Origin of the sequence: Streptomyces sp. NPDC000404 (assembly GCF_040300365.1) — a bacterium.
Classification (GTDB): Bacteria; Actinomycetota; Actinomycetes; order Streptomycetales; family Streptomycetaceae; genus Streptomyces; species Streptomyces ramulosus.
Genome location: NZ_JBEPDN010000003.1, coordinates 84487 through 101205 on the forward strand (window position 1 = coordinate 84487; position 16719 = coordinate 101205).

14 protein-coding genes are annotated in these 16719 nt (G+C 70.4%); all 14 read left to right on the forward strand.

Features of this window, described 5'->3' with window-relative positions; translation table 11 throughout:
* Positions 1-513: 513 nt before the first annotated feature.
* Genes ABT345_RS06230 through nuoN form a run of 14 tightly spaced genes read left to right on the forward strand, consistent with a single transcriptional unit; the run spans position 514 to position 16619 of the window.
* Positions 514-873 (forward strand): NADH-quinone oxidoreductase subunit A, encoded by a 360-nt coding sequence (locus ABT345_RS06230; RefSeq protein WP_345088450.1) that lies wholly within the window; start codon positions 514-516, stop codon positions 871-873.
* A gap of 9 nt (positions 874-882) precedes the next feature.
* A complete protein-coding gene (locus tag ABT345_RS06235; protein ID WP_345088448.1) occupies positions 883-1437 on the forward strand; it encodes a NuoB/complex I 20 kDa subunit family protein in 555 nt (184 codons plus the stop codon).
* Positions 1434-2156, forward strand: coding sequence for an NADH-quinone oxidoreductase subunit C (locus ABT345_RS06240; RefSeq protein ID WP_345088446.1), 723 nt, complete (start codon positions 1434-1436; stop codon positions 2154-2156). The genes ABT345_RS06235 and ABT345_RS06240 overlap by 4 nt, the downstream gene beginning before the upstream one ends.
* Positions 2156-3502, forward strand: a complete 1347-nt coding sequence (locus ABT345_RS06245) for an NADH-quinone oxidoreductase subunit D (RefSeq protein WP_345088443.1) — start codon at positions 2156-2158, stop codon at positions 3500-3502. Before ABT345_RS06240 ends, ABT345_RS06245 begins: the two co-directional genes overlap by 1 nt.
* Positions 3503-3528: 26 nt before the next feature.
* Positions 3529-4380, forward strand: a complete 852-nt coding sequence (nuoE, locus tag ABT345_RS06250; protein ID WP_345088633.1) for an NADH-quinone oxidoreductase subunit NuoE — start codon at positions 3529-3531, stop codon at positions 4378-4380.
* A complete protein-coding gene (nuoF, locus tag ABT345_RS06255) occupies positions 4380-5735 on the forward strand; it encodes an NADH-quinone oxidoreductase subunit NuoF (RefSeq protein WP_345088441.1) in 1356 nt (451 codons plus the stop codon). The genes nuoE and nuoF overlap by 1 nt, the downstream gene beginning before the upstream one ends.
* On the forward strand, positions 5732-8242 hold the full coding sequence (locus ABT345_RS06260; RefSeq protein WP_345088439.1) for an NADH-quinone oxidoreductase subunit G: 2511 nt from the start codon (positions 5732-5734) through the stop codon (positions 8240-8242). The genes nuoF and ABT345_RS06260 overlap by 4 nt, the downstream gene beginning before the upstream one ends.
* Entirely contained in the window at positions 8239-9633 is a 1395-nt protein-coding gene (gene nuoH, locus ABT345_RS06265; RefSeq protein WP_345088437.1) for an NADH-quinone oxidoreductase subunit NuoH, read from the forward strand. Before ABT345_RS06260 ends, nuoH begins: the two co-directional genes overlap by 4 nt.
* Positions 9626-10243: an NADH-quinone oxidoreductase subunit NuoI gene (nuoI, locus tag ABT345_RS06270; protein WP_345088435.1), complete on the forward strand. Its 618-nt coding sequence runs from the start codon at positions 9626-9628 to the stop codon at positions 10241-10243. The genes nuoH and nuoI overlap by 8 nt, the downstream gene beginning before the upstream one ends.
* Positions 10240-11094 carry an NADH-quinone oxidoreductase subunit J gene (locus ABT345_RS06275; protein ID WP_345088432.1) on the forward strand — a complete coding sequence of 285 codons (855 nt, stop codon included), beginning with the start codon at positions 10240-10242 and terminating at the stop codon, positions 11092-11094. The genes nuoI and ABT345_RS06275 overlap by 4 nt, the downstream gene beginning before the upstream one ends.
* A complete protein-coding gene (gene nuoK / locus ABT345_RS06280) occupies positions 11091-11390 on the forward strand; it encodes an NADH-quinone oxidoreductase subunit NuoK (RefSeq protein WP_143940879.1) in 300 nt (99 codons plus the stop codon). The genes ABT345_RS06275 and nuoK overlap by 4 nt, the downstream gene beginning before the upstream one ends.
* A 13-nt stretch (positions 11391-11403) precedes the next feature.
* Entirely contained in the window at positions 11404-13296 is a 1893-nt protein-coding gene (gene nuoL, locus ABT345_RS06285; protein WP_345088429.1) for an NADH-quinone oxidoreductase subunit L, read from the forward strand.
* 3 nt (positions 13297-13299) lie between these two features.
* Positions 13300-14970, forward strand: coding sequence for an NADH-quinone oxidoreductase subunit M (locus ABT345_RS06290; RefSeq protein WP_345088427.1), 1671 nt, complete (start codon positions 13300-13302; stop codon positions 14968-14970).
* A complete protein-coding gene (gene nuoN, locus ABT345_RS06295; protein WP_345088425.1) occupies positions 14967-16619 on the forward strand; it encodes an NADH-quinone oxidoreductase subunit NuoN in 1653 nt (550 codons plus the stop codon). Before ABT345_RS06290 ends, nuoN begins: the two co-directional genes overlap by 4 nt.
* Positions 16620-16719 lie beyond the last annotated feature (100 nt).

A 16719-nucleotide genomic window follows, 5' to 3' on the forward strand; every position in this document is an offset into this window, starting at 1 on the left:
GCCAAGGCTTCCCGGCAGTCAAGGAGTTATGGCGCGAAAGCGCGTGGGATAGGTCACTCGTGAGTGCCCGTTATGTTCCCGTGATCCGCCCGCGCGCCCGGCGCTCGTGAAGGCGTGCACGCGCGAGTGATCACGGGAGCTTCACGGGGTGTCCACGTCACCGGCCGGACGCCCTATAGCAGTTGGCCGCGTCCAGCGCCAATTTGCTTGTGCGGCCCATGTCTTGATAGTGACGCAGCCGCTTTGACCAGCGGTAACCCGTATGAATGTCACCTCTCGTGATCACTCGCACGCTTCACGTGCGTAGATCACCGCTCATCCGACTTCATGATCCTTCGTCAGGTGGTGGAGATCACAAAGGCGTTGGCGTACCCCGTGTCGCAGATCACAGGAGGACGGGCATAGGATGCAGGCGGTCCGGGCTTGTGAACTGCCTCACATGCGCACGATCTCTGTGGGGCGAGCCCGGGCGGACCGCCATCCAGTCATCGTCGACTGAAGGGAGCGAGGACGGTGAACGCCTATGCGCCCATCCTCGTACTGGGAGCCCTCGGGGCAGGCTTTGCGATCTTCTCCGTCGTGATGGCCACGCTCGTGGGACCCAGGCGCTACAACCGGGCCAAGCTCGAAGCGTACGAATGCGGGATCGAGCCGACTCCGCAGCCGGCCGGCGGCGGTCGCTTCCCGATCAAGTACTACCTGACGGCGATGCTCTTCATCGTCTTCGACATCGAGATCGTCTTCCTCTACCCCTGGGCCGTCACCTTCGACGCCCTGGGGCTGTTCGGGCTCGTCGAGATGCTCCTCTTCGCGCTCACCGTCTTCGTCGCCTACGCCTATGTGTGGCGTCGCGGCGGCCTGGAATGGGACTAGGGGTCACCCATGGGACTTGAAGAGAAGCTGCCCAGCGGCTTTCTGCTGACCACCGTCGAACAGGCCGCGGGCTGGGTACGCAAATCCTCCGTCTTCCCCGCCACCTTCGGGCTCGCCTGCTGCGCCATCGAGATGATGACGACCGGCGCCGGCCGCTACGACCTGGCCCGCTTCGGCATGGAGGTCTTCCGCGGCTCCCCGCGCCAGGCCGATCTGATGATCGTGGCCGGGCGGGTCAGCCAGAAGATGGCGCCGGTGCTGCGGCAGGTCTACGACCAGATGCCGAACCCGAAGTGGGTGATCTCCATGGGGGTTTGCGCATCGTCGGGCGGGATGTTCAACAACTACGCCATCGTTCAGGGTGTCGACCACATCGTCCCCGTTGACATCTATTTGCCGGGATGCCCGCCGCGCCCCGAGATGCTGATGGATTCCATCCTCAAGCTCCACCAGAAGATCCAGGAGTCCAAGCTCGGCGTCAATCAGCGGCAGGCGGCCCGCGAGGCGGAGGAAGCCGCGCTCCAGGCACTCCCGACGATCGAGATGAAGGGACTGCTGCGGTGAGCGAGCAGGACGACCCCAACGCACCCGGCCAGAACGTCCCGGCCCAGCGCGACGACACCGGCGACCTCATCGCCACCCGCCGCGGCATGTTCGGCGCCGCGAACGGCGGCGACACCTCCGGCTACGGCGGCCTCGTGCGCACCGTACGGCTGCCCGGCGCGAGCGCCCGGCCCTACGGCGGCTGGTTCGACGAGGTCGCCGACGAGCTGGAGGGCGCCCTGGAGGAACAGGGCCTGGTCCCCGAGAACGTCATCGACAAGACCGTCGTCGACCGCGACGAGCTGACCTTCCACATCGAGCGGGAATACCTCCCGGCCGTCGCCCGCACCCTCCGCGACGACCCCGCGCTCCGCTTCGAACTGTGCACCGGCGTCAGCGCCGTCCACTTCCCCGACGACAAGGGCCGCGAGCTGCACGCCGTCTACCACCTGCGCTCGCTCACCCACAACCGGCTGATCCGGGTGGAGGTCTCGGTCCCCGACGCCGACCCGCACCTCCCGTCGGTCGTCGACGTCTACCCGACCAACGACTGGCACGAGCGCGAGGCGTACGACTTCTTCGGCCTCATCTTCGACGGCCACCCGGCGCTCACCCGGATCATGATGCCCGACGACTGGCAGGGCTTCCCGCAGCGCAAGGACTACCCGCTCGGCGGCATCCCCGTCGAGTACAAGGGCGCCCAGATCCCGGCTCCCGACCAGCGGAGGTCGTACAGCTGATGACTCCTTCCCCTTCCCCCGCAGAAGCGTCCGCCGCCCCCGGGCCGCGCGAGACGACCGAGGGCGCCGTCTACACCGTCACCGGCGGCGACTGGGACGAGATCGCGGCGGCCGCCGCGAAGTCCGACGACGAACGCCTCATCGTCAACATGGGCCCCCAGCACCCCTCCACGCACGGCGTGCTGCGGCTCATCCTGGAGATCGACGGCGAGACCGTCACCGAGGCCCGCTGCGGCATCGGCTACCTCCACACCGGCATCGAGAAGAACCTCGAATACCGGACCTGGACCCAGGGCACGACGTTCGTCACGCGCATGGACTACCTGACGCCGTTCTTCAACGAGACGGCGTACTGCCTGGCGGTGGAGAAACTCCTCGGCATCACCGACCAGATCCCCGACCGGGCCACCGTCATCCGCGTCATGCTGATGGAGCTGAACCGCCTCTCCTCCCACCTCGTGGCCATCGCCACCGGCGGCATGGAGCTGGGCGCCACCACCATCATGATCTACGGCTTCCGCGACCGGGAACTCGTCCTCGACCTCTACGAGCTGATCACCGGCCTGCGGATGAACCACGCGTACATCCGCCCCGGCGGCCTCGCCCAGGACCTCCCGCCCGGCGCCGTCGACCAGGTCCGCGAGTTCGTCAAGAAGATGCGGAAGAACCTCCCCGAGTACGACAAGCTCGCCAGCGGCAACCCGGTGTTCAAGGGCCGCATGGAGGGCATCGGCTACCTCGATCTGGCCGGCTGCCTCGCCACCGGCGCCACCGGCCCCATCCTCCGCGCCGCCGGCCTCCCGCACGACCTGCGCAAGACCCAGCCGTACTGCGGCTACGAGACCTACGACTTCGAGGTGCCGACCGCCGACACCTGCGACGCCTACGGCCGCTTCCTGATCCGGCTGGAGGAGATGCGCCAGTCGCTGCGGATCGTCGAGCAGTGCCTGGACCGGCTGGAGCCCGGACCGGTGATGGTCGCCGACAAGAAGATCGCCTGGCCCGCGCAGCTCGCCCTCGGACCGGACGGCCTCGGCAACAGCCTCGACCACATCAAGAAGATCATGGGCACCTCGATGGAAGCCCTCATCCACCACTTCAAGCTGGTCACCGAGGGCTTCCGGGTCCCCCCGGGCCAGGCGTACACCGCCGTGGAGTCCCCCAAGGGCGAACTGGGCGTGCACGCCGTCAGCGACGGCGGCACCCGCCCCTACCGCGTGCACTTCCGCGATCCGTCCTTCACCAACCTGCAGGCCATGGCGGCCATGTGCGAAGGCGGCCAGGTCGCCGACGTCATCGTCGCCGTCGCATCCATCGACCCCGTGATGGGAGGCGTCGACCGGTGACCGAGAACACTGCGACGAGCCTGGGCATGCCCTCGCTCCCCGCCCCCGACTACCCGGACGACGTCCGCGCCCGGCTGGAGGCCGACGCCGCCGAGGTGATCGCCCGCTACCCCGGCTCCCGCTCCGCGCTGCTGCCGCTGCTCCACCTCGTCCAGGCCGAGGAAGGGCACATCACCCGCACCGGCATCCGCTTCTGCGCCGACCGCCTCGGCCTGACCACCGCCGAGGTCACCGCCGTCGCCACCTTCTACTCCATGTACCGGCGCACGGACGGCGGCGACTACCAGGTCGGCGTCTGCACCAACACGCTCTGCGCGGTGATGGGCGGCGACGCCATCTTCGAGCAGCTCCAGGAACACCTCGGCATCGGCAACGGCGAGACCACCGAGGACGGCGCCGTCACCCTCGAACACATCGAGTGCAACGCCGCCTGCGACTACGCGCCCGTCGTGATGGTGAACTGGGAGTTCTTCGACAACCAGACCCCGCAGTCCGCCAAGCGCCTCGTCGACGACCTGCGCGCCGGACGCACCGTCGAACCCACCCGCGGCGCCCCGCTGTGCACCTTCAAGGAGACCTCCCGGATCCTCGCCGGCTTCCCCGACGCGCGCCCCGGCGCCGTCGAGGCCACCGGCGGCGCCGGACACGCCTCCCTCGTCGGCCTCCGCCTCGCGAAGGGCGAGGCCGCACCGGGCCGCGGCGCCGACCACGTCATCGCCCCGCGCGCCACCGCCGAACCCCCGCCGGGCGAACCGCCGTCGGGCGACCCGGGCGAGCAGGCCTCCCCGGTGCACCCCAGCTCCCACGACGCGCCCCGGAAGACCTCGGCCTCCGACGAGCAGCACCCGGCCGGGCCCGAAGCCGAGGAGGGGAAGTGATGACGGTGGCAGCCGAGGTCGACGAAACCAGCCCGCAGAAACTCCTCGCGCCGGTGCTCTCCGCCTTCTGGGACCAGCCCGGCTCCTGGACCCTGGACACCTACCGCCGCCACGACGGCTACGAAGGCCTCCGCAAGGCCCTCGCCATGGCCCCCGACGACGTCATCGCGTACGTCAAGGACGCCGGGCTGCGCGGACGCGGCGGCGCCGGCTTCCCCACCGGCATGAAATGGCAGTTCATCCCGCAGGGCGACGGCAAACCGCACTACCTCGTCGTCAACGCCGACGAATCCGAGCCCGGCACCTGCAAGGACATCCCCCTCCTCTTCGCCAACCCGCACTCCCTCATCGAGGGCATCGTGATCGCCTGCCACGCGATCCGCTCGGACCGCGCCTTCATCTATCTGCGCGGCGAGGTCGTCCCCGTCCTGCGCCGGCTGCACGAGGCGGTGCGCGAGGCGTACGCGGCGGGCTTCCTCGGGAAGAACATCCTCGGCTCCGGCCTCGACCTGGACGTCACCGTGCACGCCGGCGCCGGCGCGTACATCTGCGGTGAGGAGACCGCGCTGCTCGACTCGCTGGAGGGCCGCCGCGGACAGCCCCGGCTGCGCCCGCCCTTCCCCGCGGTGGAAGGCCTCTACGCCTGCCCCACCGTGGTGAACAACGTCGAGTCCATCGCGTCGGTTCCCGCCATCCTGCACCGCGGCAAGGACTGGTTCCGCTCCATGGGCAGCGAGAAGTCGCCCGGCTTCACGCTCTACTCCCTCAGCGGCCACGTCGCGAGCCCCGGCCAGTACGAGGCGCCGCTCGGCATCACGCTGCGTCAGCTCCTCGACATGAGCGGCGGGATGCGCCCGGGCCACCGCCTGAAGTTCTGGACCCCGGGCGGCTCCTCCACCCCGATGTTCACCGAGGAACACCTCGACGTCCCCCTCGACTACGAGGGCGTCGGCGCCGCCGGATCGATGCTCGGCACCAAGGCCCTCCAGTGCTTCGACGAGACCACCTGCGTGGTCCGCGCCGTCACCCGCTGGACGGAGTTCTACGCCCACGAGTCCTGCGGCAAGTGCACCCCCTGCCGCGAGGGCACCTACTGGCTCGTCCAGCTGCTCCGCGACATCGAGGCGGGCAAGGGCCGCCCCGGCGACCTCGACAAGCTGAACGACATCGCCGACAACATCAACGGCAAGTCGTTCTGCGCCCTCGGCGACGGCGCCGCCTCGCCGATCTTCTCCTCCCTCAAGTACTTCCGCGAGGAGTACGAGCAGCACCTGAACGGCAGGGGCTGCCCCTTCGATCCCGCCAGGTCGACCGCCTGGGCCGACAACGACGCTCACCTGGGGGTGAACGCATGACCGTCACCACGAACGCCCCCCACGACGGGGGCGGCGAGGCGGCGAAGCCGCCCGAGGACCTCGTCACGCTGACGATCGACGGCGTGCAGCTCTCCGTCCCCAAGGGGACCCTGGTCATCCGCGCCGCCGAACTCCTCGGCATCGAGATCCCGCGCTTCTGTGACCACCCGCTGCTCGACCCGGCGGGCGCCTGCCGCCAGTGCATCGTCGAGGTCGAGGGCCAGCGCAAGCCGATGGCCTCCTGCACCATCACCTGCACCGAGGGCATGGTCGTCAAGACGCAGCTGACCTCGCCGGTCGCCGAGAAGGCCCAGCGCGGCGTCATGGAGCTGCTGCTCATCAACCACCCGCTGGACTGCCCGGTCTGCGACAAGGGCGGCGAGTGCCCGCTGCAGAACCAGGCGATGCAGGTCGGCGACCCGGAGAGCCGCTTCGAGGGCCGCAAGCGGACGTACGAGAAGCCCGTCGCCATCTCCACGCAGGTCCTGCTCGACCGGGAACGCTGCGTGCTGTGCGCCCGCTGCACCCGCTTCAGCAACCAGATCGCCGGCGACCCGATGATCGAGCTGATCGACCGCGGCGCCCTCCAGCAGGTCGGCACCGGCGACGGCGACCCGTTCGTCTCCTACTTCTCCGGCAACACCATCCAGATCTGCCCGGTCGGCGCCCTCACCTCCGCCGCCTACCGCTTCCGCTCCCGCCCCTTCGACCTGGTGTCGTCGCCGAGCGTCTGCGAGCACTGCGCCGGGGGCTGCGCCACCCGCACCGACCACCGCCGCGGCAAGGTCATGCGCCGGCTGGCCGCCGACGACCCCGAGGTCAACGAGGAGTGGATCTGCGACAAGGGCCGCTTCGCCTTCCGCTACGCGCAGCAGCGCGACCGGCTGGAGAGCCCCTTCGTCCGCAACGCCGACACCGGTGAGCTGGAGCCGGCGAGCTGGCCGGAGGCGCTGGCCGCCGCCGCCCGCGGACTCGCCGCGGCCCATGGCCGCACCGGCGTGCTGACCGGCGGCCGCCTCACCGTCGAGGACGCCTACGCCTACGCCAAGTTCGCCCGGACCGTCCTCGGCACCCACGACGTCGACTTCCGGGCCCGCCCGCACAGCGCCGAGGAGGCCGACTTCCTCGCCGCTCGCGTCGCGGGGCGCGGCCTGGACCTCGACGGCAGCGGCGTCACGTACACCGCGCTGGAGCAGGCGCCCGCCGTCCTCCTCGCCGGGATCGAGGCGGAGGAGGAGGCGCCCGGCGTCTTCCTGAGGCTGCGCAAGGCCAACCGCAAACGCGGCGGGCGCACCTACGGCCTCGCCCCGTACGCCACCCGCGGGCTGATCAAGACCGGCGGGACGCTGCTGCCCGCCGCCCCCGGCACCGAGACCGAATGGCTGGACGCGCTCGCCGGCGGCGTCGGCCTCGACGGCGACGGGCGGGAGGCGGCCGAGGCGCTGCGGGCCGCGGGCGCCGTCCTCGTCGTCGGCGAACGCCTGGCCACCGTGCCCGGCGCCCTGACCGCCGCGATCCGGCTGGCCACCGCCACCGGCGCCCGCCTGGTGTGGATCCCGCGGCGCGCCGGGGAGCGCGGCGCCGTCGAGGCGGGCGCCCTGCCCGGGCTGCTGCCCGGCGGCCGCCCCGCCACCGACCCGCGGGCCCGCGAGGAGACCGCCGCGATCTGGGGCGTCGACGAGCTGCCGGCCGGCCACGGCCGCGCCACCGGCGAGATCGTCGAGGCCGCCGCCGCCGGCGAGCTGGGCGCCCTGCTCGTCGGCGGCGTCGAGATCGCCGACCTGCCGGACCCGGCCCGCGCCACCGCCGCCCTCGACGCCGTCGGCTTCCTGGTCAGCCTGGAGCTGCGGCCGTCCGCCGTCACCGACCGCGCCGACGTCGTCCTCCCCGTGGCCGCCGTCGTCGAGAAGCCCGGCACCTTCCTCAACTGGGAGGGCCGGGCCCGGATGTTCGAGGCGGCGCTCAAACCGGACCAGATGACCCGGCGCCACCTCCAGGCCGACGCCCGGGTCCTGCACATGCTCGCCGATGCCCTCGGCACGCCGCTGGGGCTGCCCGATGTGCACGCCGTCCGCCGGGAGCTGGACCGCTTCGGCGGGCGCCGCGGCCCGTACGCCGCCGACCCGCTGGCGACCGGCCGCCCGGTGCCGCGCCCCGAGCCGGGCGAGGCGGTGCTCGCCGGGCACCGTCTCCTGCTCGACCAGGGCAAACTCCAGGACGGCGACGAGGCGCTGACCGGCACCCGCCATCCGGCCGAGGCGCGGCTCTCCGCCGCCACCGCCCGGGAGACCGGCGTCGCCGACGGCGAACTGCTGGCCGTCACCGGCCCATCGGGCACCGTCGAACTGCCGCTGCACATCACGCCGATGCCCGACCGGGTCGTCTGGCTGCCGCTGAACTCCACCGGTGGCGGCGTGGCGGCCGACACCGGCGCGCGCCCCGGTGAACTGGTCACGATCGCCGCCGTCCCCGGTACCCCGGCGACGGCCGAGGAGGTGGACGCATGATGCCGCAACTCGCCCTCGGCAGCACGGCGCTGGCCCAGGAAGACCTGTCGATGTTCGGCCGCGACCCGTGGTGGCTGATCCTCCTCAAGGCGGTCTTCTGCTTCGCCTTCCTGATGCTGACCGTGCTGTTCTCCATCGTCTGGGAGCGCAAGGTCGTCGCCTGGATGCAGCTGCGCATCGGCCCCAACCGCCACGGTCCGTGGGGCATGCTCCAGTCCCTCGCCGACGGCATCAAGCTGATGCTCAAGGAGGATCTGGTCGTCAAGCGCGCCGACAAGGCGGTCTACGTCCTCGCGCCCGTGGTCGCCGCGATCCCCGCCTTCATGGCCATCGCGGTGATCCCCTTCGGCCCCGCGGGCAACGAGATCTCGATCTTCGGCCACCGCACCCCGATGCAGCTGACCGACCTGCCGATCGGCATCCTCTACATCCTCGCCACCGCCTCGGTCGGCATCTACGGCATCGTCCTCGCCGGCTGGTCGTCCGGCTCGACGTATCCGCTGCTCGGCGGGCTCCGCTCGTGCGCGCAGATGATCTCGTACGAGATCGCGATGGGCATGTCGTTCGCGGCGGTCTTCCTCTACTCCGGCTCGATGTCGACGTCGACGATCGTGGAGGCGCAGCAGAGCCGCTGGTACGTGCTGCTGCTGCCGGTCTCCTTCATCATCTACATCGTCGCGATGGTCGGCGAGACCAACCGCGCGCCGTTCGACATGCCGGAGTCCGAGGGCGACCTCGTCGGCGGCTTCAACACCGAGTACTCGTCCATCAAGTTCGCGATGTTCATGCTCGCCGAGTACATCAACATGGTCACCGTCTCCGCCGTGGCCATCACCCTCTTCCTCGGCGGCTGGCGCGCCCCGTGGCCGATCTCCACGTTCTGGGAGGGCGCCAACCACGGCTGGTGGCCGCTGCTGTGGTTCACCCTCAAGGTGCAGCTGCTGCTGTTCTTCTTCATCTGGCTGCGCGGCACGCTGCCCCGGGTCCGCTACGACCAGTTCATGAAGCTGGGCTGGAAGGTCCTCATCCCGGTCTCGCTGCTGTGGCTGATGCTCGTCGCCACCGTCCGCGCCCTGAAGAACGAGGGCCACGACTTCCAGCAGATCGTCCTGTACGTCGCCGGAGCCGCGGTCGCCCTGCTGCTGATCTCCCTGGTCGCCGACTTCTTCCGGCGCGGCGCCGAGCCGGACGGCAAGGAGCCGGACGGCGCGGAGGACGGCGCCTTCGACCCGATGGCGGGCGGTTTCCCCGTCCCGCCGCTGCCCGGACAGGAGGTGCCGCCGGTGCCGCGCCGACGGCCGCGCCATGAGCGCGAGTTGATTGTCAGTGGTCGGGTGGACACTGTCAGTGACGTTGAGGGAGCGGACGGAAAGGGGGGCGACGGTGCCTGAGTTCCAGAATCCTGTGGCCGGCTTCGGCGTGACCTTCAAGGCCATGTTCAAGAAGCGGCTGACCGAGCAGTACCCGGAGGAGAAGAAGCCGACGGCGCCCCGCTTCCACGGCCGCCATCAGCTCAACCGCCACCCGGACGGCCTGGAGAAGTGCATCGGCTGCGAGCTGTGCGCCTGGGCCTGCCCCGCCGACGCCATCTACGTCGAGGGCGCCGACAACACCGACGAGGAGCGCTACTCCCCGGGTGAGCGCTACGGCCGCGTCTATCAGATCAACTACCTGCGCTGCATCCTGTGCGGCCTGTGCGTGGAGGCGTGCCCGACCCGCGCGCTGACCATGACGAATGAGTACGAGCTGGCCGACAGGTCCCGCGAATCGCTCATCTACACCAAGGAGGAGCTGCTCGCGGGCCTGGAGGACACCATGGTCGACACCCCGCACGCGATCTTCCCCGGCATGACGGAGAAGGACTACTACAGGGGCCTCGTCACCGAGGCCGCCCCCGGCACGGTCCGTCAGACCGCCCACAGCAAGGGCGAGATGCCGCAGGAAGCGGCCCACACCACCGGGGAGAACGAACCGGCCGCCCCGGAGGTGATCGAACGATGAACTCCCTCGCCGCCGCGGCCTCCACCGGCGAGGCCGTGCAATTCTGGATCCTGGGCACCGTCGCCGTCGTCGGCGCGCTCTGCACGATCTTGATGAAGCGCGCCGTCCACAGCGCCCTCTCGCTCGCCGGCACCATGATCGTCCTGGCGGTGTTCTACCTCGCCAACGGCGCCTACTTCCTCGGCGTCGTCCAGATCGTCGTCTACACCGGCGCGATCATGATGCTCTTCCTCTTCGTCGTGATGCTCGTCGGTGTCACCGCCGCCGACTCGCTCAAGGAGACGCTCAAGGGCCAGCGCTGGCTCGCCGCCGCGCTGGGGCTCGGCTTCGGCATCCTCCTGATCGCCGGCATCGGCAACGCCTCCCTGAAGGAGTTCAACGGCCTCGGCGACGCCAACGCCGGCGGGAACATCCAGGGGCTGGCCGCCCTGATCTTCACCAAGTACGTCTTCGCCTTCGAGGTCACCGGCGCCCTGCTCATCACCGCGGCCGTCGGCGCGATGGTCCTCACCCACCGCGAGCGCACCGAGCGCACGCCGTCCCAGCGGGAGCAGTCGCTGGCCCGTATCCGCGAGGGCAAGCAGGTCACGCCGCTGCCGGCCCCCGGTGTCTATGCCCGCCACAACGCCGTCGACATCCCGGGCCTGCTGCCCGACGGCACCCCGTCCGAGCTGACCGTCAATCCGACGCTCCGCGAGCGCGGGCAGATCCGTGACGTCTCCCAGGAATCCCTCGCCGAGCTGAAGGCCCTGGAACAGCGGTCGCAGGAGTGGCTCGGCCGCGGCGGCTCCGAGCCCCCGGCCGCCCCGGCCACCACACCGGCGGCACCGAAGGAGGAAGCCGGAAAATGAACCCGGTCCACTACCTCTACCTCGCCGCCCTGCTGTTCACCATCGGCGCGGCCGGCGTGCTGATCAGGCGGAACGCCATCGTGGTGTTCATGTGCATCGAGCTGATGCTCAACGCCTGCAACCTCGCCTTCGTCACCTTCTCCCGCCTGCACGGCAATCTCGACGGCCAGATCATCGCCTTCTTCACGATGGTCGTCGCCGCAGCCGAGGTCGTCGTCGGGCTGGCGATCATCGTGACGATCTTCCGCACCCGTCATACGGCCTCGGTCGACGACGCCAGCCTGATGAAGCTGTAAGGGGTCGCACAAAGTGGAGAACTTGATCGCGCTGCTCATCGCGGCACCGCTGGTCGGTGCGGCCCTGCTGCTGTGCGGCGGAAAACGCCTCGACCGCGCCGGCCACTGGATCGGCACGCTTCTCGCGGTCGCCTCGTTCGCCGTCGCCGCCGTCCTCTTCACCGGCATGCTCGGCAAGGCGGCCGATGACCGCGCCCTGCACCAGCACCTGTTCACCTGGATCCCGGTCGGCGGATTCCGCGCCGATGTCGCCTTCCAGCTCGACCAGTTGTCGATGACCTTCGTCCTGCTGATCACCGGGGTCGGTTCGCTGATCCACCTCTACTCGGTCGGCTACATGGCGCACGACGAACGGCGCCGCCGCTTCTTCGGCTATCTCAATCTCTTCCTCGCGGCGATGCTGCTGCTCGTCCTCGCCGACAACTACCTGTTGCTCTACGTCGGCTGGGAGGGCGTCGGCCTCGCCTCGTACCTCCTCATCGGCTTCTGGCAGCACAAGCCCAGCGCGGCCACCGCCGCCAAGAAGGCCTTCATCGTCAACCGCGTCGGCGACGTCGGCCTCTCCATCGCGATCATGCTGCTGTTCACCACCTTCGGCACCTTCGCGTTCGCCCCGGTTCTCGACGCCGCGGGCACGGCGGGCTCGGCGGGCGAGGGCAAGGTCACCGCCATCGCCCTGATGCTGCTGCTGGCCGCCTGCGGCAAGTCGGCCCAGGTGCCGCTGCAGTCCTGGCTCGGGGACGCGATGGAGGGCCCGACCCCGGTCTCCGCCCTGATCCACGCCGCCACCATGGTCACCGCGGGCGTCTACCTCATCACCCGCTCCGGGGCGCTCTTCGACGCCGCGCCCGCGGCCCAGACCGCCGTCGTCGCGGTCGGCGCCGTCACGCTCCTCTTCGGTGCGATCGTCGGTTGCGCCAAGGACGACATCAAGAAGGCCCTCGCCGGGTCCACGATGTCGCAGATCGGCTACATGATCCTGGCCGCCGGGCTCGGCCCGATCGGCTACGCCTTCGCGATCATGCACCTGGTCACCCACGGCTTCTTCAAGGCCGGGCTCTTCCTCGGCGCCGGTTCCGTGATGCACGGCATGAACGACGAGGTCGACATGCGGCGCTACGGCGGACTGCGCAAGCACATGCCGGTCACCTTCATCACCTTCGGCCTGGGCTATCTCGCCATCATCGGCTTCCCCGGCCTCTCCGGCTTCTTCTCCAAGGACAAGATCATCGAGGCGGCGTTCGCCAAGGGCGGCACCGAGGGCTGGATCCTCGGCGGCGCGGCCCTCCTCGGCGCCGCGATCACCGCGTTCTACATGACCCGCGTGATGCTGATGACCTTCTTCGGCGAGAAGCGCTGGGATCCGAACGAGGTCCATCCGCACGAATCCCCGAAGACCATGACCATCCCGATGATCGTCCTCGCCTTCGGATCGGTCTTCGCCGGCGGCCTGTTCAGCATCAACGAAACCTTCGTCACCTGGCTGGAGCCGGTCACCTCCCTCGCCCACGGCCACCCGCCGTTCGGCGCGACGGTCACCACCACCGCCACCGTCGTCGTCCTCCTCCTCGGCGTCGCCACCGCCTGGCTGATGTACGGCCGCAAGACCGTGCCGGTCACCGCGCCCCGCGGCTCGGTGCTCACCCGCGCCGCCCGCCGCGACCTCCTCCAGGACGACTTCAACCACGTCGTCCTGGTCCGCGGCGGCACCCACCTGACCGACACCCTCGTCCGCCTCGACCACACCCTCGTCGACGGCGCCGTCACCGGCACGGCCGTCGCCATGGGCGGACTCTCCGGGCTCCTGCGCCGTCTGCAGAACGGCTTCGTCCGTTCCTACGCCGCCCAAATGGTCGGCGGGGCCGCCGTCCTCGTCGCCGTGACCCTGCTGATGAGGGGTGTCTGAACCGTGGCAGATCTCTCGTTCCCACTGCTGACCTGCGCCGCGGCGCTCCCGGCGGTCGGCGCCGTCGCCACCGCCGCGATCCCCGCGGCCAGGCGCACCGCCGCCAAATGGGTCGCGCTGCTCTTCTCCCTCGCCACCTTCGCGCTGGCCCTGGTCATCGCGTTCCGCTTCGACCCCGGCGCCAAGGGCCCGTTCCAGCTCACCGAGTCCCATGCCTGGATCGCCGACTTCGGCGTCCGCTACGAACTCGGCGTGGACGGCATCGCCGTCGCCCTGATCGCCCTGACGGCGCTGCTCATCCCGTTCGTCATCCTCGCGGGCTGGCACGACGCCGACACGCTGGAGGAGGCCCGGCCCAACCGCCGCTGGCGCCCCACCCAGGGCTTCTTCGCGCTGATCCTCGCCGTCGAGGCGATGGTGATCCTCTCCTTCGAGGCCACCGACGTCTTCCTCTTCTACCTCTTCTTCGAAGCCATGCTCATCCCGATGTACTTCCTCATCGGCGGCTTCGGCGACGGCGCGAGCGGCGCGGACGAGGGCGAGGCGGCGGCCCGGCGGGCGGGCGCCGCGGTGAAGTTCCTGCTCTACAACCTCGCCGGCGGCCTCATCATGCTCGCCGCGGTCATCGGCCTCTACGCCGTCACCGCCGATCAGCTCGGCGCCGGTACCTTCTCGCTCCAGCAGATCGTCGAGGCGCGCGCCTCGGGCCATCTCACCCTCGGCACCGGCACCGAACGCCTGCTCTTCCTCGGCTTCTTCTTCGCCTTCGCGGTCAAGGCGCCGCTGTGGCCGCTGCACACCTGGCTGCCGGGCGCGATGGGCGAGTCGACGTCACCCGTCGCCGTGCTGATCACCGCGGTGGTCGACAAGGTCGGCACCTTCGCGATGCTCCGCTTCTGCCTCCAGCTCTTCCCCGAGGCCAGCAGCTGGGCCACCCCGGTCATCCTCGTCCTGGCCCTGATCAGCATCCTCTACGGCGCGCTGCTCGCCGTCGCCCAGCGGGACATCAAGCGCCTGATCGCGTACGCCTCGATCTCCCACTTCGGCTTCATCATCCTGGGCATCTTCGCCATGACCTCCCAGGGCCAGGGCGGCGCCACCCTCTACATGGTCAACCACGGCATCTCCACCGCCGCGCTGATGCTGGTCGCCGGCTTCCTCATCAGCCGCCGCGGCTCGCGCCTGATCGCGGACTACGGCGGGGTGCAGAAGGCCGCGCCGCTGCTCGCCGGGACCTTCCTCGTCGGCGGCCTGGCCACCCTGTCGCTGCCGGGCCTCGCCCCGTTCGTCAGCGAATTCCTCGTCCTCGTCGGCACGTTCAGCCGCTATCCGGTCATCGGCATCATCGCCACCGCCGGCATCGTCCTCGCCGCGCTCTACGTCCTCGTCCTCTACCAACGGACGATGACGGGCCCGCCGAAGGACGACACGGTCCGCGCCCTCCCGGACCTGCGCGTCCGTGAGCTGGTCGTCGTCGGCCCGCTGATCGCCCTGCTGCTCTTCCTCGGCGTGTACCCCAAGCCGCTGACCGATCTCGTCAACCCCGCGGTCGACCACACCCTCTCCGTCGTGGACAAGCAGGACCCCGAGCCCGCGGTGCGGGTGGACGCGGTGCCCGGGCGCCACGGGGCAGGTCAGCCCGCGCACCACCACGATGCGGAGGCCGCGAAGTGAACCCCGTGACAGACATCCACACCCTGTGGACAACGGCGGCCGAGGCGCCCGGGAGGATCCCGGCGCCGCACATCGAGTACGCCCAGCTCTCCCCGTCACTGATCGTCTTCGGCGCGGCGATCGTCGGCGTCCTCATCGAGGCGTTCCTGCCCCGCCGCAACCGCTACACCGCGCAGCTGCTGCTCTCCGTGCTGGCGCTGGCCGCCGGCTTCGCCGCGGTCATCGGCCTCGCCGCGGGCGGCTTCGCCACCACCAAGGCGCATCTCGCGGCGATGGGCGCCCTCGCGGTCGACGGCCCCGCGCTCTTCCTCCAGGGCACCATCCTGCTGGTCTCGCTGGTCGCGGTCTTCACCTTCGCGGAGCGCCGCCTCGACCCGGCGGCGCACGGCAATCGCGTCGACTCGTTCGCCGCGCAGCCGGCCGCCGTCCCGGGCGGCGCGGCCGAACAGGCGGCGGTCAAGGCCGGGTTCACCACCACCGAGGTCTTCCCGATCCTGCTGTTCGCCGTCGGCGGCATGCTGATCTTCCCCGCCGCCAACGACCTGCTGACCCTCTTCGTCGCGCTGGAGGTCTTCTCCCTCCCGCTCTACATCCTCTGCGCGCTCGCCCGCCGCCAGCGCCTGCTCTCCCAGGAAGCCGCCCTCAAGTACTTCCTCCTCGGCGCGTTCTCCTCGGCGTTCCTGCTCTTCGGCATCGCCCTGCTCTACGGCTACGCCGGCACCGTCACCTACGCGGGCATCGCCGAGGTCGTCGCGGACGGCACCAAGCAGATCGACCCGGCCCTCGCCGGCACGATGGGCAACGACGCGCTGCTGCTCATCGGCGGCGCGCTCGCCTTGATGGGGCTGCTCTTCAAGGTCGGCGCCGTCCCCTTCCACATGTGGACGCCGGACGTCTACCAGGGCGCCCCGACCCCGGTCACCGGCTTCATGGCCGCCGCCACCAAGGTCGCCGCCTTCGGCGCGCTGCTGCGGCTGCTGTACGTCGTGCTGCCCGGGATGCGGTGGGACTGGCGGCCGGTGATGTGGGGCGTCGCCATCGTCACGATGCTGGGCGGTGCGATCGTCGCCATCACCCAGACCGACATCAAGCGGCTGCTGGCGTACTCCTCGATCGCCCACGCCGGGTTCATCCTGGCCGGTGTCCTCGCGACCAGCCGGGACGGCATCTCGTCCGTCCTCTTCTACCTCGCCGCGTACTCGTTCGTGACGCTCGGCGCGTTCGCCGTCGTCACGCTCGTCCGCGACGCCGGGGGAGAGGCGACGCAGCTGTCCAAGTGGGCCGGGCTCGGCCGCCGTTCGCCGCTGGTCGCGGCGGTCTTCGCGGTGTTCCTGCTGGCCTTCGCCGGTATCCCGCTGACCTCCGGGTTCGCCGGGAAGTTCGCCGTCTTCAAGGCGGCGGCGCAGAGCGGCGCGGGCTGGCTCGTCGTCATCGGTGTGCTGTCGTCGGCCATCGCCGCGTTCTTCTACATCCGGGTGATCGTGCTGATGTTCTTCCACGAGCCGAAGGCGGACGGCCCGACCGTCGCGGTGCCCAGCCCGCTCACCACGACCGCCATCGCGCTCGGCGTCGTGGTCACGCTGGTGCTCGGCCTGGCGCCGCAGTACTTCCTCGATCTCGCGGGGCAGGCGGGCACCTTCGTCCGCTGATCCGCCGGCCGCGGCCCGGCGCCGCGACCGCTCCCGTCACGCACCCGGCCGCCGCCCGGTCCCTTCCGCAGGGGCCGGGCGGCGGCCGTTCGTACGGACC